We start from the raw sequence: 15,958 nt of genomic DNA on the forward strand, positions 1-15,958 counted from the left end.
GTCCGCCAGTGCGCGGGATTCCACCTAAAGAGGCATGTGATGTCGAAGCTGCCGGAGCTTTCGAACCGTGCGGACTCTCTTCACGGCCACGCGCAAGGAATCCACATCTCCGGGCGGATGCTTCATGGGGGAAGTAGAGGGCAGCCCGTTAGCTTTTCGTGCCCGCCATTGCCACACGAGGAGCCAAATGACAGTCGATATCGTCGTCAGGAAGTATAGCCACTTGTGGAACGCATTTGGACTGGCTTGAAGAAGCCTCAGCACTTCATCGGCGGACGCCACGAGCGCAATGACCGCCAGAATAGTCACCGCCGATACCGCATGTGAAACGAATCTGACCCGGGCCTCCGCGGTTTCCAAAAGGTCCTGGGTGTGAAGCCTAAACGCCATCTGCAATCCGGCAACAGCCTCCGTCTGTTTCCTTCGTGCCCTTCCTTCCGCCTCCCACGCGGCAGCGCACCTCTGTTCCATTTCTTTCATTTTGGCTTTTTGGAGGCCGATGGAAGCTGTCCGGGCGGCCAGTTCTTCCTCCCTGCGTTCCTGCGCCAATGCATTGCGCGCATCCCTCTTCCGCCGCCACCGATCGAGGTCCAGAACGTTAGCGATCGCCTCAGCCGCGGCTGTCGGAGTGGTGAATGACAGCATGGCCGCCCGATCGGCCAATGAAATGTTGGCGTCATGTCCCACCGCCGTTGCAACAGGGACCGGCGACCTATGGATTGCCAGAGCCAAATCCGCGCGTTGGTACTCCACCCCTTCGGGAGACACGGATGCGAGGTCAAAATTCCACCTGTTTTCAGACGTGCGTGGAGCTACGCATTCACCCTGCACAGCCAGGGCAACACCGCGGATCCGATTACTTACCCAGCCACGGACTTCGCTGACGGACCCTTCAGTTGACCTTGGTACTGGCGTTTGGCGCGGACTCATATGGCTTCCCCCATGGCTTGGCCGGGATTGGTCCCGGCATGCGTGCGGGAGTTAGCGGCAGCCTCGGACACCCGGCGAGTCAAGCATCCAAGCTGTCAGCAAACTGACTAGCAGTTGGTGCCGTTTTGACGGGCGAAAACGACAACAACTGCGAATTAGTTGGGCACCCTACTGCATACGGCGCTGCCGGGTTTCGGGGGAAAAGAAGGCCATCCACAGCACGGACACCAGGACCAGGGCGCCTGCCAGCGCAAAGGACGTGGCAAGGCCCAGCTCCGGCCAGAAGTAGTTGGCGAAGATCAGCGGACCAAAGCCGGCGCCCAACCGGGAGAACGTGGAGGCCCAGCCAAAGCCGGTGCCCCGCAGTTCTGTGGGGTAGAGCTCTGAAACGTACGCGTAGAGCACCGGGATGGCAACCTGGACCACGAACCCGAACACCAGCAGCCAGAAGACCGCGGCCGTGGGAATGTCCACCACGAACGCCACGATCACCAGGGTCAGGGCTGACAACGGCCCCGTGATGGCGAGGATCCACTTGCGTCCCACCCGTTCCACGAGCACCGCTGCCACCACCACGCCAAGGAAGCCGACGGCGGCCATGGACGCCGTGGTGACGAACGCCTTAAACTCAGCGAACCCGGCGCCGATCAGGATCCTGGGCATCCAGGTCAGGGAGAGGTAGTAGACCAGCAGAATGCTGAAGAACAGGGCCCACGCGGCGGTGGTGATCTTCCAGTTGAACTGCCAGACGGACCGCAGCTGAGTCCAGGCGCTGCCGGCCGAAAGCCGGGGCGCGTCCTTGGCATCGGGCAGGCTGTAGGCCCGGGCTTCGGCGCCTGTGGCCACCACCAGCCCGTCAATGATCCTTGCCGCTTCGTCCCGCCTGCCCTTGCGGATCAGGAACAAGGGCGACTCGGGGACACTCCGGCGCACCCAGAACACCAGGAGGGCGGGCAACACCATCACCAGCATGGTCAGGCGCCAGTCACCGTTCAAGGCCACCAGCCCGGCAGAGACGAACCCTGCCAGGGCGGCGCCGATGGGCCACCATCCGTCCATGGCCGTCAGAACCTTGCCGCGTTGCTTCCGCGGCGTGAACTCACCCACCAGGGCGTAGTCCACCGGAATGCAGCCGCCCAGGCCGAACCCTGCCAGGAACCGGAAGATGCAGAACCACATGAAGTCGGGGGAGAGGGCGCCCAGCACGGTGAAGATGGAAAACAGGAGCAGCGTGGCTGTGAATGCCTTCTTGCGGCCCACGGTGTCCGCGATGGTTCCCCAAGCGAACGCGCCGAGGGCCATGCCGATAAGGTTGGCCGTGCCCACCCATGCGGCCTGGCCTGGGGTCAGTGCCCAGTGCGTGGACAGGAGCGGAATGAGGATGCCGTTCAGGGTCACATCCCAGGCGTCGAACATGAAACCGAGGCCCCCGATCAGGAAGATCCTGCCCTGGACTTTCCATCGCCAGGGCAGTTCCTGGACCACCTGTTCGCCGCTGGGCACAGTGGTGTAAGTATTCATCGCCGCCTCCTGTGAAGACTCTATCCGGGCCCGCGGAGGTTCACACTCCGGCGCACACAGGGGTAACCGTTGCCTTCGCGATAAACTGACCCTATCCCCACCAACCGCGGCCCTGGTCCGCGAGATAAGACGGAGACATTTGTGAGCTTCACGCAGCATGAGCGCGTATCCATTGACCGTGTACCCATCCGCCGGGCCCTGATCTCGGTTTACGACAAAACCGGCCTGGAGGATCTCGCCAAGGGCCTGCATGCAGCGGGCGTGAAGCTCGTGTCCACCGGTTCCACCGCCAAGAAGATTGCCGCCGCAGGCATCCCGGTCCAGGAGGTGGAGGAGGTCACCGGTTCGCCCGAGATGCTGGACGGCCGCGTCAAGACCCTGCACCCTCGCGTCCACGGCGGCATCCTGGCCGACCGGCGCGTTCCGGCGCACATGGAAACCCTGGCCAGCATGGATATCGAGGCGTTCGACCTGGTGGTGGTAAACCTCTACCCGTTCGTGGAGACCGTCAAGTCCGGTGCCGCGCAGGACGACGTTGTGGAACAGATCGATATTGGAGGCCCCGCCATGGTGCGGTCGGCAGCCAAGAACCACGCCGCCGTCGCCATTGTGGTTGACCCGACCTTCTACGGCCAGGTCGTTGAGGCTGCCGCAGCAGGCGGCTTCGACCTGAAGACCCGCCGCCGCCTCGCCGCCAAGGCGTTCGCGCACACCGCCGCCTACGACAACGCCGTGGCCACCTGGACCGCCAGCCAGTTCCTTGATGAGGACGGCGACGGCGTCATCGACTGGCCCGCGTATGCCGGCCTTTCCCTGGAACGCTCCGAGGTCCTGCGCTACGGCGAGAACCCGCACCAGCAGGCTGCCCTGTACGTGGACAAGGCAGCCCCGGTTGGCATCGCCCAGGCGGACCAGCTGCACGGCAAGGCCATGAGCTACAACAACTTTGTTGACGCCGATGCCGCCCTGCGCGCCGCCTACGACTTCAGCGAACCCGCTGTCGCCGTCATCAAGCACGCCAACCCGTGCGGTGTTGCCGTTGGTTCCGCCGACGCCGCAGACCCCATCGCTGATGCCCACGCCAAGGCCCACGCCTGCGACCCCGTCTCCGCGTTCGGCGGTGTCATCGCTGCCAACCGCACGGTGACCGCGGCCATGGCCAACACCGTCAAGGACATCTTCACCGAGGTTGTCATCGCCCCCGGCTTCGAGCCCGAGGCCGTGGACATCCTCTCCAAGAAGAAGAACATCCGCCTCCTTGCCCTCCCCGAAGGGTACGGCCGGTACCCCACGGAATTCCGCCAGGTTTCCGGCGGCATGCTGGTCCAGGTCCGCGACAAGGTGGACGCCGACGGCGACAACCCCGCCAACTGGACCCTCGCCGCCGGTGAAGCCGCGGATGAAAAGACCCTCGCGGACCTCGCCTTCGCCTGGACCGCGTGCCGGGCCGCGAAGTCCAACGCCATCCTCCTTGCCGAGAACGGCGCCGCGGTTGGCATCGGCATGGGCCAGGTCAACCGCCTGGATTCGTGCCGGCTGGCTGTGGAGCGGGCCAACACCCTGGGCGTGACGGTGGAGTCCGACGTTGACGGTGCAGGCGGTGCCTCCAACGCCGACGCGAGCGGCGCACCTGAGCGTGCCCGCGGCGCCGTGGCAGCGTCGGACGCGTTCTTCCCGTTCGCCGACGGCCTGCAGATCCTGATCGACGCAGGCGTCCGCGCCGTGGTCCAGCCCGGCGGCTCCGTCCGCGACGAGGAAGTCATCGCAGCCGCCAACGCGGCGGGCATCACGATGTACTTCACCGGAGCCCGGCACTTCTTCCACTGATCCCACACCCATCGATTGCTCCGTAACTGTCGTTTTCGAGCGTGATAACGACAAGTACGGAGCAATGGATGGTGCGTTTAACAAACGACGGCGCCCGTTCCCTTCGCAGGGGACGGGCGCCGTCGTCGTTGTGCTCGCTCAGTCCTGGCCGGCCGGGCCGGGCCCGGGCTCCGGAAGCTTTAGCTCCCGGGGCTTGGCTTCCGCCATCCGCTCTTCCGTCCAGTACTCGAGGACTTCCTCGGGCGACTGGTCCAGGTCCACGTGGCTCACGGAACCTTCGTCAGGGTGCGGTTCAGGAGGCTGCTGCATTGGTGTACGTGGCCTCAATGACTGAACCCCAGTACGGGCCGTACATGACGGCGGAGCCGCTGTAGCCGTAGCTGTTGATGGAGTTCTGCAGCCCATCGGAACCGGTGGAGGAGCTCGTTTGGATGAACCAGGGGCCGCCCGAGGAACCGCCCGTCATGTCGCAGGGAATCCCCTGGGTGCCGAACTGCGGGTTGTTGGTGTCATTGGTGGCCTTGCCGGTGCAGCTCCACAGGGACGTGCCATTGAACGGTGAAGCCTGCGGGTAGCCGAAGGCCTTGTAGGTGAGCCCGCGGGCCTGGTTGAAGGCCGTGCCGGAGCCGCCAACGACGTCGGTGAGCAGCTTACCGTTGCTGTCCGGGTTGACCACGGCGAAGGCGGTGTCGTACGTCATGTCGCCGCCGGTAACCCACTGGCTGGGGGCATACAACCCCTTGGCGGTCCACTTGCCGTACGGTGCGGCACCGTTGTCGTACGCGGGCACGAAGACGAAGTTGGTGGCGTACGCGCCGCTTTCATTCACACAGTGTCCGGCCGTGGCAACTGTGCTGCGGTTGCCCGAAGTGACGGCGTTGCCGGAGCACACATAGTTGGTGCTGCCCATGGTGAAGAAGACCTTGCCGATATGGGAGACAGGATTCTCGCTCTGCGCAATGGTGGGCTTGCCCTTGGTTCCCTTGGTGCTGGACGGCTTGCCCTTCTCCACCAAGGCGGGGCTGGTGCGGTTGCCACGCTCAAGCGCCTTGCCCGCCAGGGTGTCGCCCGGGACGGCGCCCTGCATCCGCTCGGGGGTCCAGTAGTCAGCGGCTCCGCCGGCATCCACAGAGACGCTGGCAACCGAGGGATTTGCCTTTCCGTCGGAGGGGGAGGGGGCGGCGGATGCCGCGCCCGCTGAGGTGAAGGCCAGCACGGCGGCCGCGGAGAAGGTCAGGAGGCCGGATGCCAGGGACCTGGTACGTGTCATTGTTGTCCTGTCTGAACGGGGTTGGGCCCGGGATCGGGAGTGACTTAGCGAACTTATCGCCGCGCGCCGCGTTTGTACACACTCGTTACCAATCCTCCGGCGGCTGCGCCGTGGGCAGCCCACTGGCGGCGACGGCGGCCGGGGCGCCCGCGTGCGTCCCCTCGTCGGGCCTCTCTATCGCTGTAATCCTGCTCTCACCGGGGTAATCCGGGAGGCCCGTTGAGGTTCAAACCGGCGTCCTCGGGTAAGTTGTACTTGGTGAAATAGACAAAGGTTTCACAACCAAGCCGACCTTCAGGGAGACGCCCGCGCATGTCCAAGATTATCTACACCCACACCGACGAAGCGCCGATGCTGGCTACCTATTCGTTCCTGCCCATCATCGAGGCCTTCGCTTCGACTGCAGGTGTGGAGGTGGAGACCCGCGACATTTCGCTCGCCGGCCGCATCATTGCCGTGTTCGGTGACTACCTCACCCCGGAGCAGCAGATCGGCGACGCCCTTGCTGAACTCGGTGAGCTGGCAAAGACGCCGGAAGCCAACATCATCAAGCTGCCCAACATCAGCGCCTCCATCCCGCAGCTGAAGGCGGCCATCGCCGAACTGCAGGGCCAGGGCTACGCCCTGCCGGACTACCCGGACAACCCCACCTCGGATGAAGAGACCGCCATCCGCTCGCGCTACGACAAGATCAAGGGTTCCGCCGTGAACCCGGTCCTGCGCGAAGGCAACTCGGACCGCCGCGCGCCGCTGTCCGTGAAGAACTACGCCCGCCAGAACCCGCACTCCATGGGCGCCTGGACCGCGGAATCCAAGACCAACGTGGCCACCATGGACCAGGACGACTTCCGTTCCAACGAGAAGTCCGTGATCATCGAGGCCGACGGCACCATTGCCATCCAGCTGGTCCGCGAGGACGGCTCGGTCAAGGTCCTGAAGAAGGCCTTCCCCGTCCTGGCCGGCGAGGTCATCGACGGCACCGTGATGCGCGCCGCCGCCCTGGACGAGTTCCTGAAGGCCCAGGTGGCCCGCGCCAAGGAAGAAGGCGTGCTGTTCTCCGCGCACCTGAAGGCCACCATGATGAAGGTCTCGGACCCGATCATCTTCGGCCACGTGGTGAAGGCTTACTTCTCCGAGCTCTTCGAGACCTACGGCAAGCAGCTCAGCGCCGCCGGCATCAGCCCCAACAACGGCCTGGCCGCCATCCTGAGCAGCCTCGAGGACCTGCCGGCGGACGTCCGCGACGGCGTCCAGAACCTGATCAAGAAGGGCCTGGAAGACGGCCCGGCGCTGGCAATGGTTGACTCGGACAAGGGGATCACCAGCCTGAACGTTCCTTCCGACATTATTGTCGACGCCTCCATGCCCGCCATGATCCGCACCTCCGGCCACATGTGGGGCCCGGACGGCAAGGAAGCCGACACCCTGGCGGTCCTGCCGGACAGCTCCTACGCCGGCATCTACCAGGTGGTCATCGATGACTGCCGCGCCAACGGCGCCTTCGACCCCACCACCATGGGCACGGTCCCGAACGTGGGCCTGATGGCCCAGGCAGCCGAAGAGTACGGCAGCCACGACAAGACGTTCGAAATCCAGGAAGCCGGCAAGGTGCAGGTTGTTGACGGCAACGGCAACGTCCTGATCGAACACGACGTCGTCCCCGGTGATATCTGGCGCGCCTGCCAGACCAAGGACGCCCCCATCCGCGACTGGGTCAAGCTGGCCGTCACCCGCGCCCGCGCCTCGCAGACCCCCGCCGTGTTCTGGCTGGATGAGGAGCGCGCGCACGACGCCAACCTGATCGCCAAGGTCAACGAATACCTGAAGGACCACGACACCGAGGGCCTGGACCTCCAGATCATGTCCCCGGTCAAGGCCACCGCCTTCACCCTGGAGCGCATCCGCAAGGGCGAGGACACCATCTCCGTCACCGGCAACGTGCTCCGTGACTACCTCACGGACCTGTTCCCCATCCTGGAACTGGGCACCAGCGCCAAGATGCTCTCGGTTGTGCCGCTGATGAACGGCGGCGGACTCTTCGAGACCGGCGCCGGCGGATCTGCCCCCAAGCACGTCCAGCAGCTGCTTAAGGAAAACCACCTGCGCTGGGACAGCCTGGGTGAGTTCCTGGCTCTGGCCGTGAGCTTTGAACACCTGGCCACCACCACCGGCAACACGCGCGCACAGGTCCTGGCCGACACGCTGGACCGCGCCACCGGCACGTTCCTGCTGGAGAACAAGTCGCCCAGCCGCCGCGCCGGCGAGCTCGACAACCGTGGCAGCCACTACTTCCTGGCCCGCTACTGGGCTGAGGAGCTGGCCAAGCAGACGTCCGACGCCGACCTTGCCGCCGCGTTCAGCTCGGTCGCCAATGAGCTGTCCGCCAAGGAAGAAACGATCGTTGGCGAGCTGGCTGAGGTCCAGGGCTCACCCGTGGACATCGGGGGCTACTACCGCCCGGACGACGCCAAGGCTTCCGCCGTGATGCGTCCGTCCGCCACGCTTAACAAGGTCATCGCCAGCCTGGCCTAGCCCGGCCGCTGCAACGGCAGCAACACAAGAGGCGGTGTTCCGGATGATTCCGGAGCACCGCCTCTTTTGCGTGCCAGTGCCGTCGACTGGCTAGTTCTTGCCTTTCCCCTTGTCGCCGCCGCTGTTCTTCGCACCGCCGCCCGCGCTGCCCTGGACAGGAGCTGGTTGGGCGGCGGGTGCATCCGCAGTGGGGGACGCGTTCTGGGCCGCTTGTTGCGCTGCGATCCTCGCGTCCTCGGCGGCTTTCGCGGCAGCTTGCCGGGCGGCCACGGCATCGTTGAGGTCTGCCCTGACTGCGCTGGCCACGGTGGTGATGCTGCGGCTCCGTTCCGGAGAAACCTGGCCCTTCGTGGTGGCAGCGGAGAGGTCTGATTCGAGCCCGTCCAGCGCCTTGAGGGCCGAGGCAGGATCGTCCTGCGAGGCGGCCTGGGTAATTTCCAGTACCCGGGCCTGGAGCTGTGTGGCGGCTTCCCGTTGCAAGCCGGTCGCGGGGGAGGCACACCCACCCAGGAGCCCTGCGGCCAGCAGCGCCGCCGAACCCGCCACAGCCAACCGCAGCATGGTGGTCACGCTGAACGTCACGGAGCTACGCTCCGCTGCAGTTCCTTGAGATGGTCGCCCAGGGTGCCCGTGACGGTGGGATAAGGGACGACGTCGGCGGGCCGGGCGGACACGCTGATCATCACGGCAGCTGCGATGGCGGCGACCACCAGGATGCCGAGGACCACGGCCAGCCAGATCCGGTTGCTCCGGACAAACCGGCGCATCCGGGAGTTCTTCTTTTCCGCCGGGCGTCGCACAACCCCCGGTGCCGGCGAGTCGCGATCGGCGGTTCCTGCAGGAGCAGACGCTTCGCGCAACTCATCCACCGATTCTTCGGCAGTGATGGTCGGCGGGTGGAAGGGCATGGCGGGCAGCACTCGGGTGGTCTCCGCCGCCAGCTCCCCGGGGGTGGAAGCCGGTGATACCAGGGCATGGCGCAGCGAGGTTTCGATATCGGCGGCGGTCGGCCGTTCGAGCGGTTCGATGGACGTCATGGAGCGGATAAGGTCCGCCCATTCGGAGGGGACGTCGTCGGGAATTTCCGGGGCGCGGTGGAGCCGGGCAACAGCAGATTCCACCGCACTGCCTGGATACTCCACGGTGCCTTTGATGCACTCGAGCAGCACCAGCCCCAGTGAATAAATGTCGGTTGCCGAGGACAGGGGCTTGCCGAGCGCCTGCTCGGGGCTGAGGTAAGCGGCAGTGCCCACCATGGTCCCGGTTGCGGTCAGCCTGGTGGAGTCCACGATCCTGGCGATGCCGAAGTCCGTGAGCTTGGGGCGCAGGGGCTCGCCGGGACGGATCTGGACCAGCAGGATGTTGCCGGGTTTGATGTCGCGGTGGATGATGCCCAGGCCGTGCACGTAGGCCAGGGAATCGGCGATGCCTGCGCCGATGACGGACAGCTCTTCCAAGGGCACCCGGCTGTGCCGGATGCGGCTGCGGAGGTCCTGGCCGTCGACGAGCTCCATGGTCAGGAAGGGCCTGGGCTCGTCCGGAATCCGGTCATCAATCCCGGCGTCGAAGAGCGTGACCAGGCCCGGGTGGTTGAGCGTGGCCAAGAGTTGGATCTCGGCTTCCTGGCGCTTGAGCTCGTCAGCGTCCGGGGCCTGCGGGGCGAAGAGTTTCAAGGCGACGTCACGGCCGAGGTTTTCGTCGCGGGCGCAGTAGACCGACGACATTCCGCCGCGGCCTATTACCTCGCTCAAACGGTAACGCCCGCCGACCACTTCGTTCTTGATGGAGCTAGGCGATTCCGCCACCATGACCGTTCCTCCCGGTGCGCTGCGGCACTGTCGTACCCCAAATTATACGAGGGGGGCAGTGAAACCCCAGATCGGCCTTGGCTGTGGCGGCGCGGCATGCCAACGGCCCGGCGGCTGGTTGCAGCATTACCGCCGGACCATTGGCTACAAGGACATGTGTGCTGATGACATGTTTTGTGTTGTGCTCAGGTTGTTCCGGGTGGATGGCCTCCTCTCACCGGCCCGCACGGGCAGCAGCCTCAGGCGCCTGCGTGCGGGCGTTACTTATCCTGCTGAGACGGTGGCCTTAGGAGACCTTGCGCTTGCGGAGCGCCAGGAATCCTGCCACCACGAGCAACAGGGCCACGGGCGCCAGCGATCCATCCCAGCCGGTCTTGGCGAGGCTGTTGGCGGCTGTCCCGGCGTTGGCGAGGGCAGAACTGCCCCTGGCCATGTTGCCGAGCGGAGCTGCGACAGGTGCGATGGCTCCGCTGACGGCCCTGGAGCCTGCGGAAGCTGCCGGAACGTTGTCCGTGCCAGCGCTGTTGGTTCCGGGATCAATGATGCCTGCATCGCCGACGGCGGGATCACTTGCGCCGGGCGTACTGGTTCCGGGGTCGACGGTGCCGGCGTCTCCGGCGGTGCCGTCTGCCGGCCCATTGGTGCCTGCGGTGTTGTCAACGCCGAGTCCGATGCCGACATCAACGGCTGCGGCAGCGCCGGCGTCAGGACCGTCGCTGCCGGCCGCTCCGGTGCCAAGGCCGGTGCCCAGGTCAACGCTGGCGTCGACTGCACCTGCCGTGCCGGGGCTGTTGGCGGTGCCATTGCCGAGGCTGACGTCTGCGGCCACCGCCACATCGGTGGTTCCGGGGTCGGTGGCGGCGCCCAGGGCTACGGCGCCGTCCACGGTGTTCCCCATGGAGCTGGTGCCCAGGCCGAGGCTGACGTCTGCGGCCGCCGCCAGGCCGCTGGTGCCGCTGGTTCCGGGATCGGTGGTGCTGACACCCCCCAGCCGCAGTTCTACTGCGGTGGCACCGGTGAGGTCGGCGGCGGTGCCTTCCGTGGTGCCGGTTCCGAATCCGGAATTGACGTCCACTGCCGCTGCCAAGTCGGTGGTGCTGGTGGTTCCGGCGGCTCCGGGGTCAGTGCCGGTTCGGAGTTCCACGGTTGCATTCACGGTGGTGCCGGGTCCTGCCCCGGGTGCGGTGGTGTCCAGCCCGGCGTCGGCACTCATGGCGAGGTCCGCCGTCGTGTGGTCCGTGGCACGGGTGCTGGTTGCGGTGGTTCCGAGGCCGAGGTTGGCGTCCACGGCGGCGGCGACGCCCGTTGAACCGGACGGCGTTGGGTCACCCAGCAGGCCCAACGACGTCGAATCGGCGGGCGCCGCCGAGATGAGGGCGGACGCGGAGAGGTCAGTCCCGCTGGTTGTGTCCGCTGCGTTTGCTGCGGTGCAGCCGAAGGCCAGGAGGCCGCCGGCAAAGAGGGTGCCAAGCAGCCCCCTGCGAAGGTTGGTACTCATGGTGATTGCTCCTGAAATGTTGAGGGTCGGGCGCGTTGTCCGCTGCCCGTCATGCCACGTGCTGCCCTGAATGGGCAGGCGGCCTCAACTAGTCAGGTGAAGAACCGGGGTCGAACGACACCGGGGCAGGGATGTGCCCGGAAGCCTCGCCGGCCAGCAGTGCGCCGGGGAGTTCGAAAACAACGTTGAAACCGCTAACCCACGCGGCGGCCCCGGACGGACCGCCGGATGATCCGCCGCTGCCAGTACCGGATGCCGGGGCAGCAGGGACCTGGCCAGGCAGCTGCGCCGGGTCTCCCGCAGGCTGCCCGAAACCGGGATCAGTGCTGGCGGACTGCGCCTCCTCCGGCCCCAATGTGTCCGCTATGGCGCCAGCACCTGCCGGCTGCAACCGCACATCATTGCCGATCCCAACTTCGGCCGGCACGGCCGCTGAAGTCAGGGCCGGGTCCGACGCTGCTTCGAGGGCGGACACGGGTGCTTTGACTGGCGCAGGCCGGGTCACCTCGGGATCCCCGCTGCCCAGGGCAGGAAGAGCTGCCGGCGGGGCGTCCGCGGTCAGGGCAGGAAGGTCCACGGGGGTGGCGCCGGTCAGGACATTGGAAACGGGCTGGAGCACGGGGTCGAGTACGGGAACGGCCTCGGCTGCGGGCGCCGCTACAACCTGCACCACCCCGGCGGTTACGGCGTCGGCAACGTCAGCAACCGGAGCAGAAATTGAGGACACAGTTCCAGGCGGGACAACCTGCTCCAGCACGGGAACGCCCGAGGTTGCGGCGTCCGCCAGTCCGGAAAGCCGGGATGCGACGGGCTGCGCCAGTCCCGGTACAGGATCCACTGCCGCTGGAGGGCTTGCAGGAGGCGGCGAGACCGACTCCGCGAGGTTATGGGGCAGGGACAGAACCGTGCCGGGGGCACTGGGAGTCAGGGACTGGGAATCCGGTCCGGCGTCGGCGGATGCTGCCGTGGAGGAAAGGGCCAGCCACATGGCCGCGGCCGCCCCGGCGAGGAGCGCAGGACGCAGGGCACACCACGGCGAAGTCCTTCGAGCCATGCGTACCACCCCCCAGTGACCGGCGCAATCGATGCTGCCTACAGGGTAGGACTAGGCATTCGGGGAAGTCTAGGGGGTGGCACAAACAAATCGTGGAAATCCGTCCCGGCCCTAGCGGTTGTCGTTCGGATAGGTGACGCCCAACTGTGCGCGAACGCCGTCGAAGAGCCGCATCGTGTTAAGTGAATCCTCCAGCGGCATCACCGGACTCTCGGTGAGCCCCTGTTGGACGCACCGCATCACTTCGCGCAGTTCGTAGGTGTAGCCCTTTCCAACGACGTCGAACGTTTCCGTCCGGCGGTTCTCCCACCCATTGGCGATGATGAGTTCACGCGGACTGTTGATCGAGCCAACGCTCTGCAGGAAACCCAAGCTTCCGGCGACGGTGGCGGTCCGGGGACCATGCGCCAGCAGCGACGAGGTGAGCTGGACCTGGGCCGCGTGGCTGTAGCCGAGCGTCATCGCGTTCTGGGCGTCCACGCCGTCGTCGTTCACGAATCCGGTGGCGCTCACGGTCTGCGGAAAGCCGAGGGTGCCAAGTGCCCAGAGGAGCGGATACACGGACAGGTCCAGCAGCGCACCGCCGCCGTCTTCGCGCGCCCACAGCCTGGCAGTGGGGGAGAAGGGGGCAGGAAAGCCGAGGTCGGCGCTGATCCAGTGGATGTCGCCCAGTTCACCCGACGCGGCAATTTCGAAGGCCCGCTGCATTGACGGCAGGAACCGGCTCCAGACGGCCTCCATCAGGAAGAGCTTGCGGCTGCGGGCAACCTCGATGAGTTCGGCCGCTTCCCGGGCGTTGATGGTGAACGCCTTTTCGCAAAGCACGTGCTTGCCCGCGTTGAGCGCGGCGAGGACAATTTCGTGGTGCTGGGCGTGCGGTGTGGCGACGTAAACAACGTCCACGGCGTCATCGGCGAGGAGCCGCTGGTAGCCGGGAACACCGTCGTCGTCCCCATAGGCCTTCTCAAAATCGTAGGCCACGGCGAAGGCGTCCGCCGAGTCCTGTGCCCGGGAACTGACCGCGTACAGCCGGGCGTCCTGGAGCAACGCCAGGTCCTGCGAGACGGCGCGGGCGATGCTGCCCGTTGCGATGATTCCCCAACGCAGGGGCGCTCCGGTGGCGGAACGGGGGTCCTGGTCAGGCTGGCCGGTCAGCCAAGGGGTGGCGATGGGAGCAGTCATAGCTGCCATCCTGTCACAGCGCTGCGCGGGTGGGGACTGCGTCGCCACGAAAAGGACAGGAACGGACACAGGGGCTCAAGGCCAAGGCGTGTTGCCCCCGCCTTGAGCCCCGGATGCCTCAGGCAGAGGCGGCGACGGCGGCCCGGCCGCGGACGGGTTCCTCCGTCAGTTTGCCCTGCTGCAGGCGGAAACGGCGGTCCGTCTTGTTGGCCAGGGCGCGGTCGTGCGTCACCACCAGGATCGTGGTGTTGTGGTCCCGGCTGAGCGAACTGAGGAGTTCGATGATGTGGTCGCCGGTTTGCTCGTCCAGGTTCCCGGTGGGCTCATCGGCCAGGATGAGCTTGGGTTCGTTGGCCAGCGCCCGGGCAATGGCCACACGCTGCTGCTCGCCGCCGGACAGCCTGTTGATGCGCCGCTCATGCTTGGAAGGGTCCAGCTGGACCTGCTCCAGCAATTCCCTGGCCCGCTGCAGCCGGGCTGCCTTGCGTACGCCGGCGAATTCCAGGGGCAGCATGACGTTGTCCACGGCTGAGAGATTGGGGATCAGGTTGAACTGCTGGAAGACGAAACCAATGTCGCGCCGGCGGTACTCGGTCAGCTTGGCGTCGGGCATGCTGGCGAGGCTGACCCCGTTGACCACCACGTCTCCGCTGGTGGGCTTGTCCAGGGCGCCCAGGAGGGACAGCAGCGTGCTCTTGCCGCTGCCGCTCTTGCCCACGATCGAGGCGAGGGTGCCTTGCTCCAGGGCGAAGCTGACGTCGTTGACCGGTTTGATGGTGCGGTCACCGGAGTTGAAAGTGCGGACCAGGTTCTTGACTTCAATCATGGCTATTCTCCTCGCAGGACTTCGATGGGACGGATACGCGCGGTGAGCAGCGCGGGAACCAGGGCGCCGATGATGGCGACGCCGAAGACAGCGGCGATTCCGCCGGCAATCACTCCGGGGGAGGCGCTTGCCGTGACCGAGTTCAGCAGCTGGGACGCACCGCCGAACGGTCCGCCCTGGCCGCCCGGGAAGCCACCGGCCCCGCCCGGTCCACGGCCGGTGGTTGCGGCAGCACTCGTGGTGTTGCTGCTGATCAGGGCCGAGGCGATGCCGCCGCTGGCAAATGATGCGATGGCGGCTCCCACGGCGCTGCCCAGGGCCGCCAGGACCAGGGCTTCGAGGACGAACTGCAGGCCGATGGTGCGGTTGGGTGCGCCGATGGCCTTCAGCACGCCGATCTCGCGGCGGCGCTCACGGACCAGCATCACCATGATGAGCAGGATGATCAGGCCCGCCGTGCCAAGGGCGGCTATGAATGCGATGAAGGAGATGTTCTTCACGCTGTCCAGGGAGCTGACGGCAGTCTGCAGGTTCTGGCCCTGGGTGACGTCCGCCTTGTCGGTGCCCAGCGCCGTCTGAAGCGCCGTCTTCGTGGAGGCGACGTTGTCCATGGAGTTGACCGTGACGATCATGCTGGACAGCTCATTGGGCGTCCCGGCGAGGGCCTGGGCCGTGGGAAGTGTCACGTAGACGGCGTTGTTGCCGAAGGCGGTGCCGGCGTCGAACAATCCGGAGACGGTATAGGTCTGGTCGTTGATGGTGAAGGTGGAGCCGACCGTGAGGTTGTTCTTCTGCGCCAGGGTGGTGCCCAGCAGGGCGTTGGTGGACGCCGCCGAGTAGTCGCCGAGCCCGGAACCTCCGGTGATGTTCAGTGCCTTGCCTGTGGTGTCCACCTGGGCGCCGATGCCGGTCGCGGTGATCGGCAGGGACCGGACGGGCTGGGTGCTGCCGGTGCTGCCGGAGGACCCGGTGGCTCCGTTGGCTTGCTGGTTGCGGTTGCCCAGGGTGCCTGCATCAACTGCGGCCGTCAGGCTGGTGGTGAGCGTTGCGGTGGCCTGGCCACCGGGGCCGCCACCCTGCCCGGGCTGGCCACCGGGACCGGCCTGCGTTCCGGCAGCAGCCTGTGCTGCAGCTTCCGTGGCGTTCCGGAGCCTCAGCGATGAGGTTCCGACGACGGCGCTGACGTTGGGCACGGCAGCAGCGGCAGCTGCCTGGTCGGCGGTGAGGGGCTCCCCGCCGCCTTCAAAGCCCTGGCCGCCCGCCGGGTTGACCGTCAAGACGGTGCCCACGGAAGCATTCAGCTCCTGGACTTTGGCTCCGACCGCCTGGTTGGCCACCAGCATGGCCAGGGCCAACCCAATGGCGACGGCCAGCACCGCGACAACAGCTGCGGTGCGGACCTTGTTTCTGAAGGCATTGCCTACGCTTCGGGCAAGGACGCTCACGTTACTCCTCTGACTCAGGTGCCGGCGCTGAGGGCCGGCTTCGCCTCAACACTCGCCGTGCATGC

13 protein-coding genes are annotated in these 15,958 nt (G+C 66.3%); 2 read left to right on the forward strand and 11 right to left on the reverse strand.

Annotation, left to right across the window (positions count from 1 at the left end; all coding sequences use genetic code 11):
- Nucleotides 1-24: 24 nt before the first annotated feature.
- On the reverse strand, nucleotides 25-768 hold the full coding sequence (locus QRN53_RS15660) for an exodeoxyribonuclease VII large subunit (RefSeq protein WP_285244762.1): 744 nt from the start codon (nucleotides 766-768) through the stop codon (nucleotides 25-27).
- 330 nt (nucleotides 769-1,098) lie between these two features.
- Nucleotides 1,099-2,451 carry an MFS transporter gene (locus QRN53_RS15665; RefSeq protein ID WP_285244763.1) on the reverse strand — a complete coding sequence of 451 codons (1,353 nt, stop codon included), beginning with the start codon at nucleotides 2,449-2,451 and terminating at the stop codon, nucleotides 1,099-1,101.
- Between the two features lie 141 nt (nucleotides 2,452-2,592).
- Here QRN53_RS15665 and purH point away from each other — a divergent pair, with 141 nt between their 5' ends.
- Nucleotides 2,593-4,278, forward strand: a complete 1,686-nt coding sequence (gene purH, locus QRN53_RS15670; RefSeq protein WP_285244764.1) for a bifunctional phosphoribosylaminoimidazolecarboxamide formyltransferase/IMP cyclohydrolase — start codon at nucleotides 2,593-2,595, stop codon at nucleotides 4,276-4,278.
- A gap of 138 nt (nucleotides 4,279-4,416) precedes the next feature.
- Here the strand turns inward: purH and QRN53_RS15675 are convergent, their stop codons facing one another.
- Together QRN53_RS15675 and QRN53_RS15680 are read right to left on the reverse strand one after the other, a co-directional pair.
- Nucleotides 4,417-4,548: a hypothetical protein gene (locus QRN53_RS15675; protein WP_285244765.1), complete on the reverse strand. Its 132-nt coding sequence runs from the start codon at nucleotides 4,546-4,548 to the stop codon at nucleotides 4,417-4,419.
- 22 nt (nucleotides 4,549-4,570) lie between these two features.
- Nucleotides 4,571-5,548: a trypsin-like serine peptidase gene (locus QRN53_RS15680; protein ID WP_285244766.1), complete on the reverse strand. Its 978-nt coding sequence runs from the start codon at nucleotides 5,546-5,548 to the stop codon at nucleotides 4,571-4,573.
- A 312-nt stretch (nucleotides 5,549-5,860) separates the two neighbouring features.
- On the opposite strand from QRN53_RS15680, the gene QRN53_RS15685 reads away from it, so the two are divergent.
- Nucleotides 5,861-8,080, forward strand: coding sequence for an NADP-dependent isocitrate dehydrogenase (locus QRN53_RS15685; protein WP_285244767.1), 2,220 nt, complete (start codon nucleotides 5,861-5,863; stop codon nucleotides 8,078-8,080).
- 90 nt (nucleotides 8,081-8,170) lie between these two features.
- Here the strand turns inward: QRN53_RS15685 and QRN53_RS15690 are convergent, their stop codons facing one another.
- The 7 genes from QRN53_RS15690 to QRN53_RS15720 all read right to left on the reverse strand — a co-directional run bounded on the left by QRN53_RS15690 (nucleotide 8,171) and on the right by QRN53_RS15720 (nucleotide 15,893).
- Nucleotides 8,171-8,662, reverse strand: coding sequence for a hypothetical protein (locus QRN53_RS15690; protein ID WP_285244768.1), 492 nt, complete (start codon nucleotides 8,660-8,662; stop codon nucleotides 8,171-8,173).
- A complete protein-coding gene (locus QRN53_RS15695; protein ID WP_285244769.1) occupies nucleotides 8,659-9,888 on the reverse strand; it encodes a serine/threonine-protein kinase in 1,230 nt (409 codons plus the stop codon). The genes QRN53_RS15690 and QRN53_RS15695 overlap by 4 nt, the downstream gene beginning before the upstream one ends.
- 286 nt (nucleotides 9,889-10,174) lie before the next feature.
- Nucleotides 10,175-11,386, reverse strand: a complete 1,212-nt coding sequence (locus tag QRN53_RS15700) for a hypothetical protein (protein ID WP_285244770.1) — start codon at nucleotides 11,384-11,386, stop codon at nucleotides 10,175-10,177.
- Between the two features lie 88 nt (nucleotides 11,387-11,474).
- The gene (locus QRN53_RS15705) at nucleotides 11,475-12,440 is read right to left on the reverse strand and encodes a hypothetical protein (RefSeq protein ID WP_285244771.1); all 966 of its coding nucleotides are present in this window, start codon (nucleotides 12,438-12,440) and stop codon (nucleotides 11,475-11,477) included.
- Between the two features lie 111 nt (nucleotides 12,441-12,551).
- Nucleotides 12,552-13,622: a Gfo/Idh/MocA family protein gene (locus QRN53_RS15710; protein ID WP_285244772.1), complete on the reverse strand. Its 1,071-nt coding sequence runs from the start codon at nucleotides 13,620-13,622 to the stop codon at nucleotides 12,552-12,554.
- 118 nt (nucleotides 13,623-13,740) lie between these two features.
- Nucleotides 13,741-14,448 carry an ABC transporter ATP-binding protein gene (locus tag QRN53_RS15715; RefSeq protein ID WP_285244773.1) on the reverse strand — a complete coding sequence of 236 codons (708 nt, stop codon included), beginning with the start codon at nucleotides 14,446-14,448 and terminating at the stop codon, nucleotides 13,741-13,743.
- Between the two features lie 2 nt (nucleotides 14,449-14,450).
- Entirely contained in the window at nucleotides 14,451-15,893 is a 1,443-nt protein-coding gene (locus tag QRN53_RS15720; RefSeq protein ID WP_285244774.1) for an ABC transporter permease, read from the reverse strand.
- Nucleotides 15,894-15,958 lie beyond the last annotated feature (65 nt).

This window comes from Pseudarthrobacter sp. fls2-241-R2A-127, from assembly GCF_030209355.1.
Classification (GTDB): domain Bacteria; phylum Actinomycetota; class Actinomycetes; order Actinomycetales; family Micrococcaceae; genus Arthrobacter.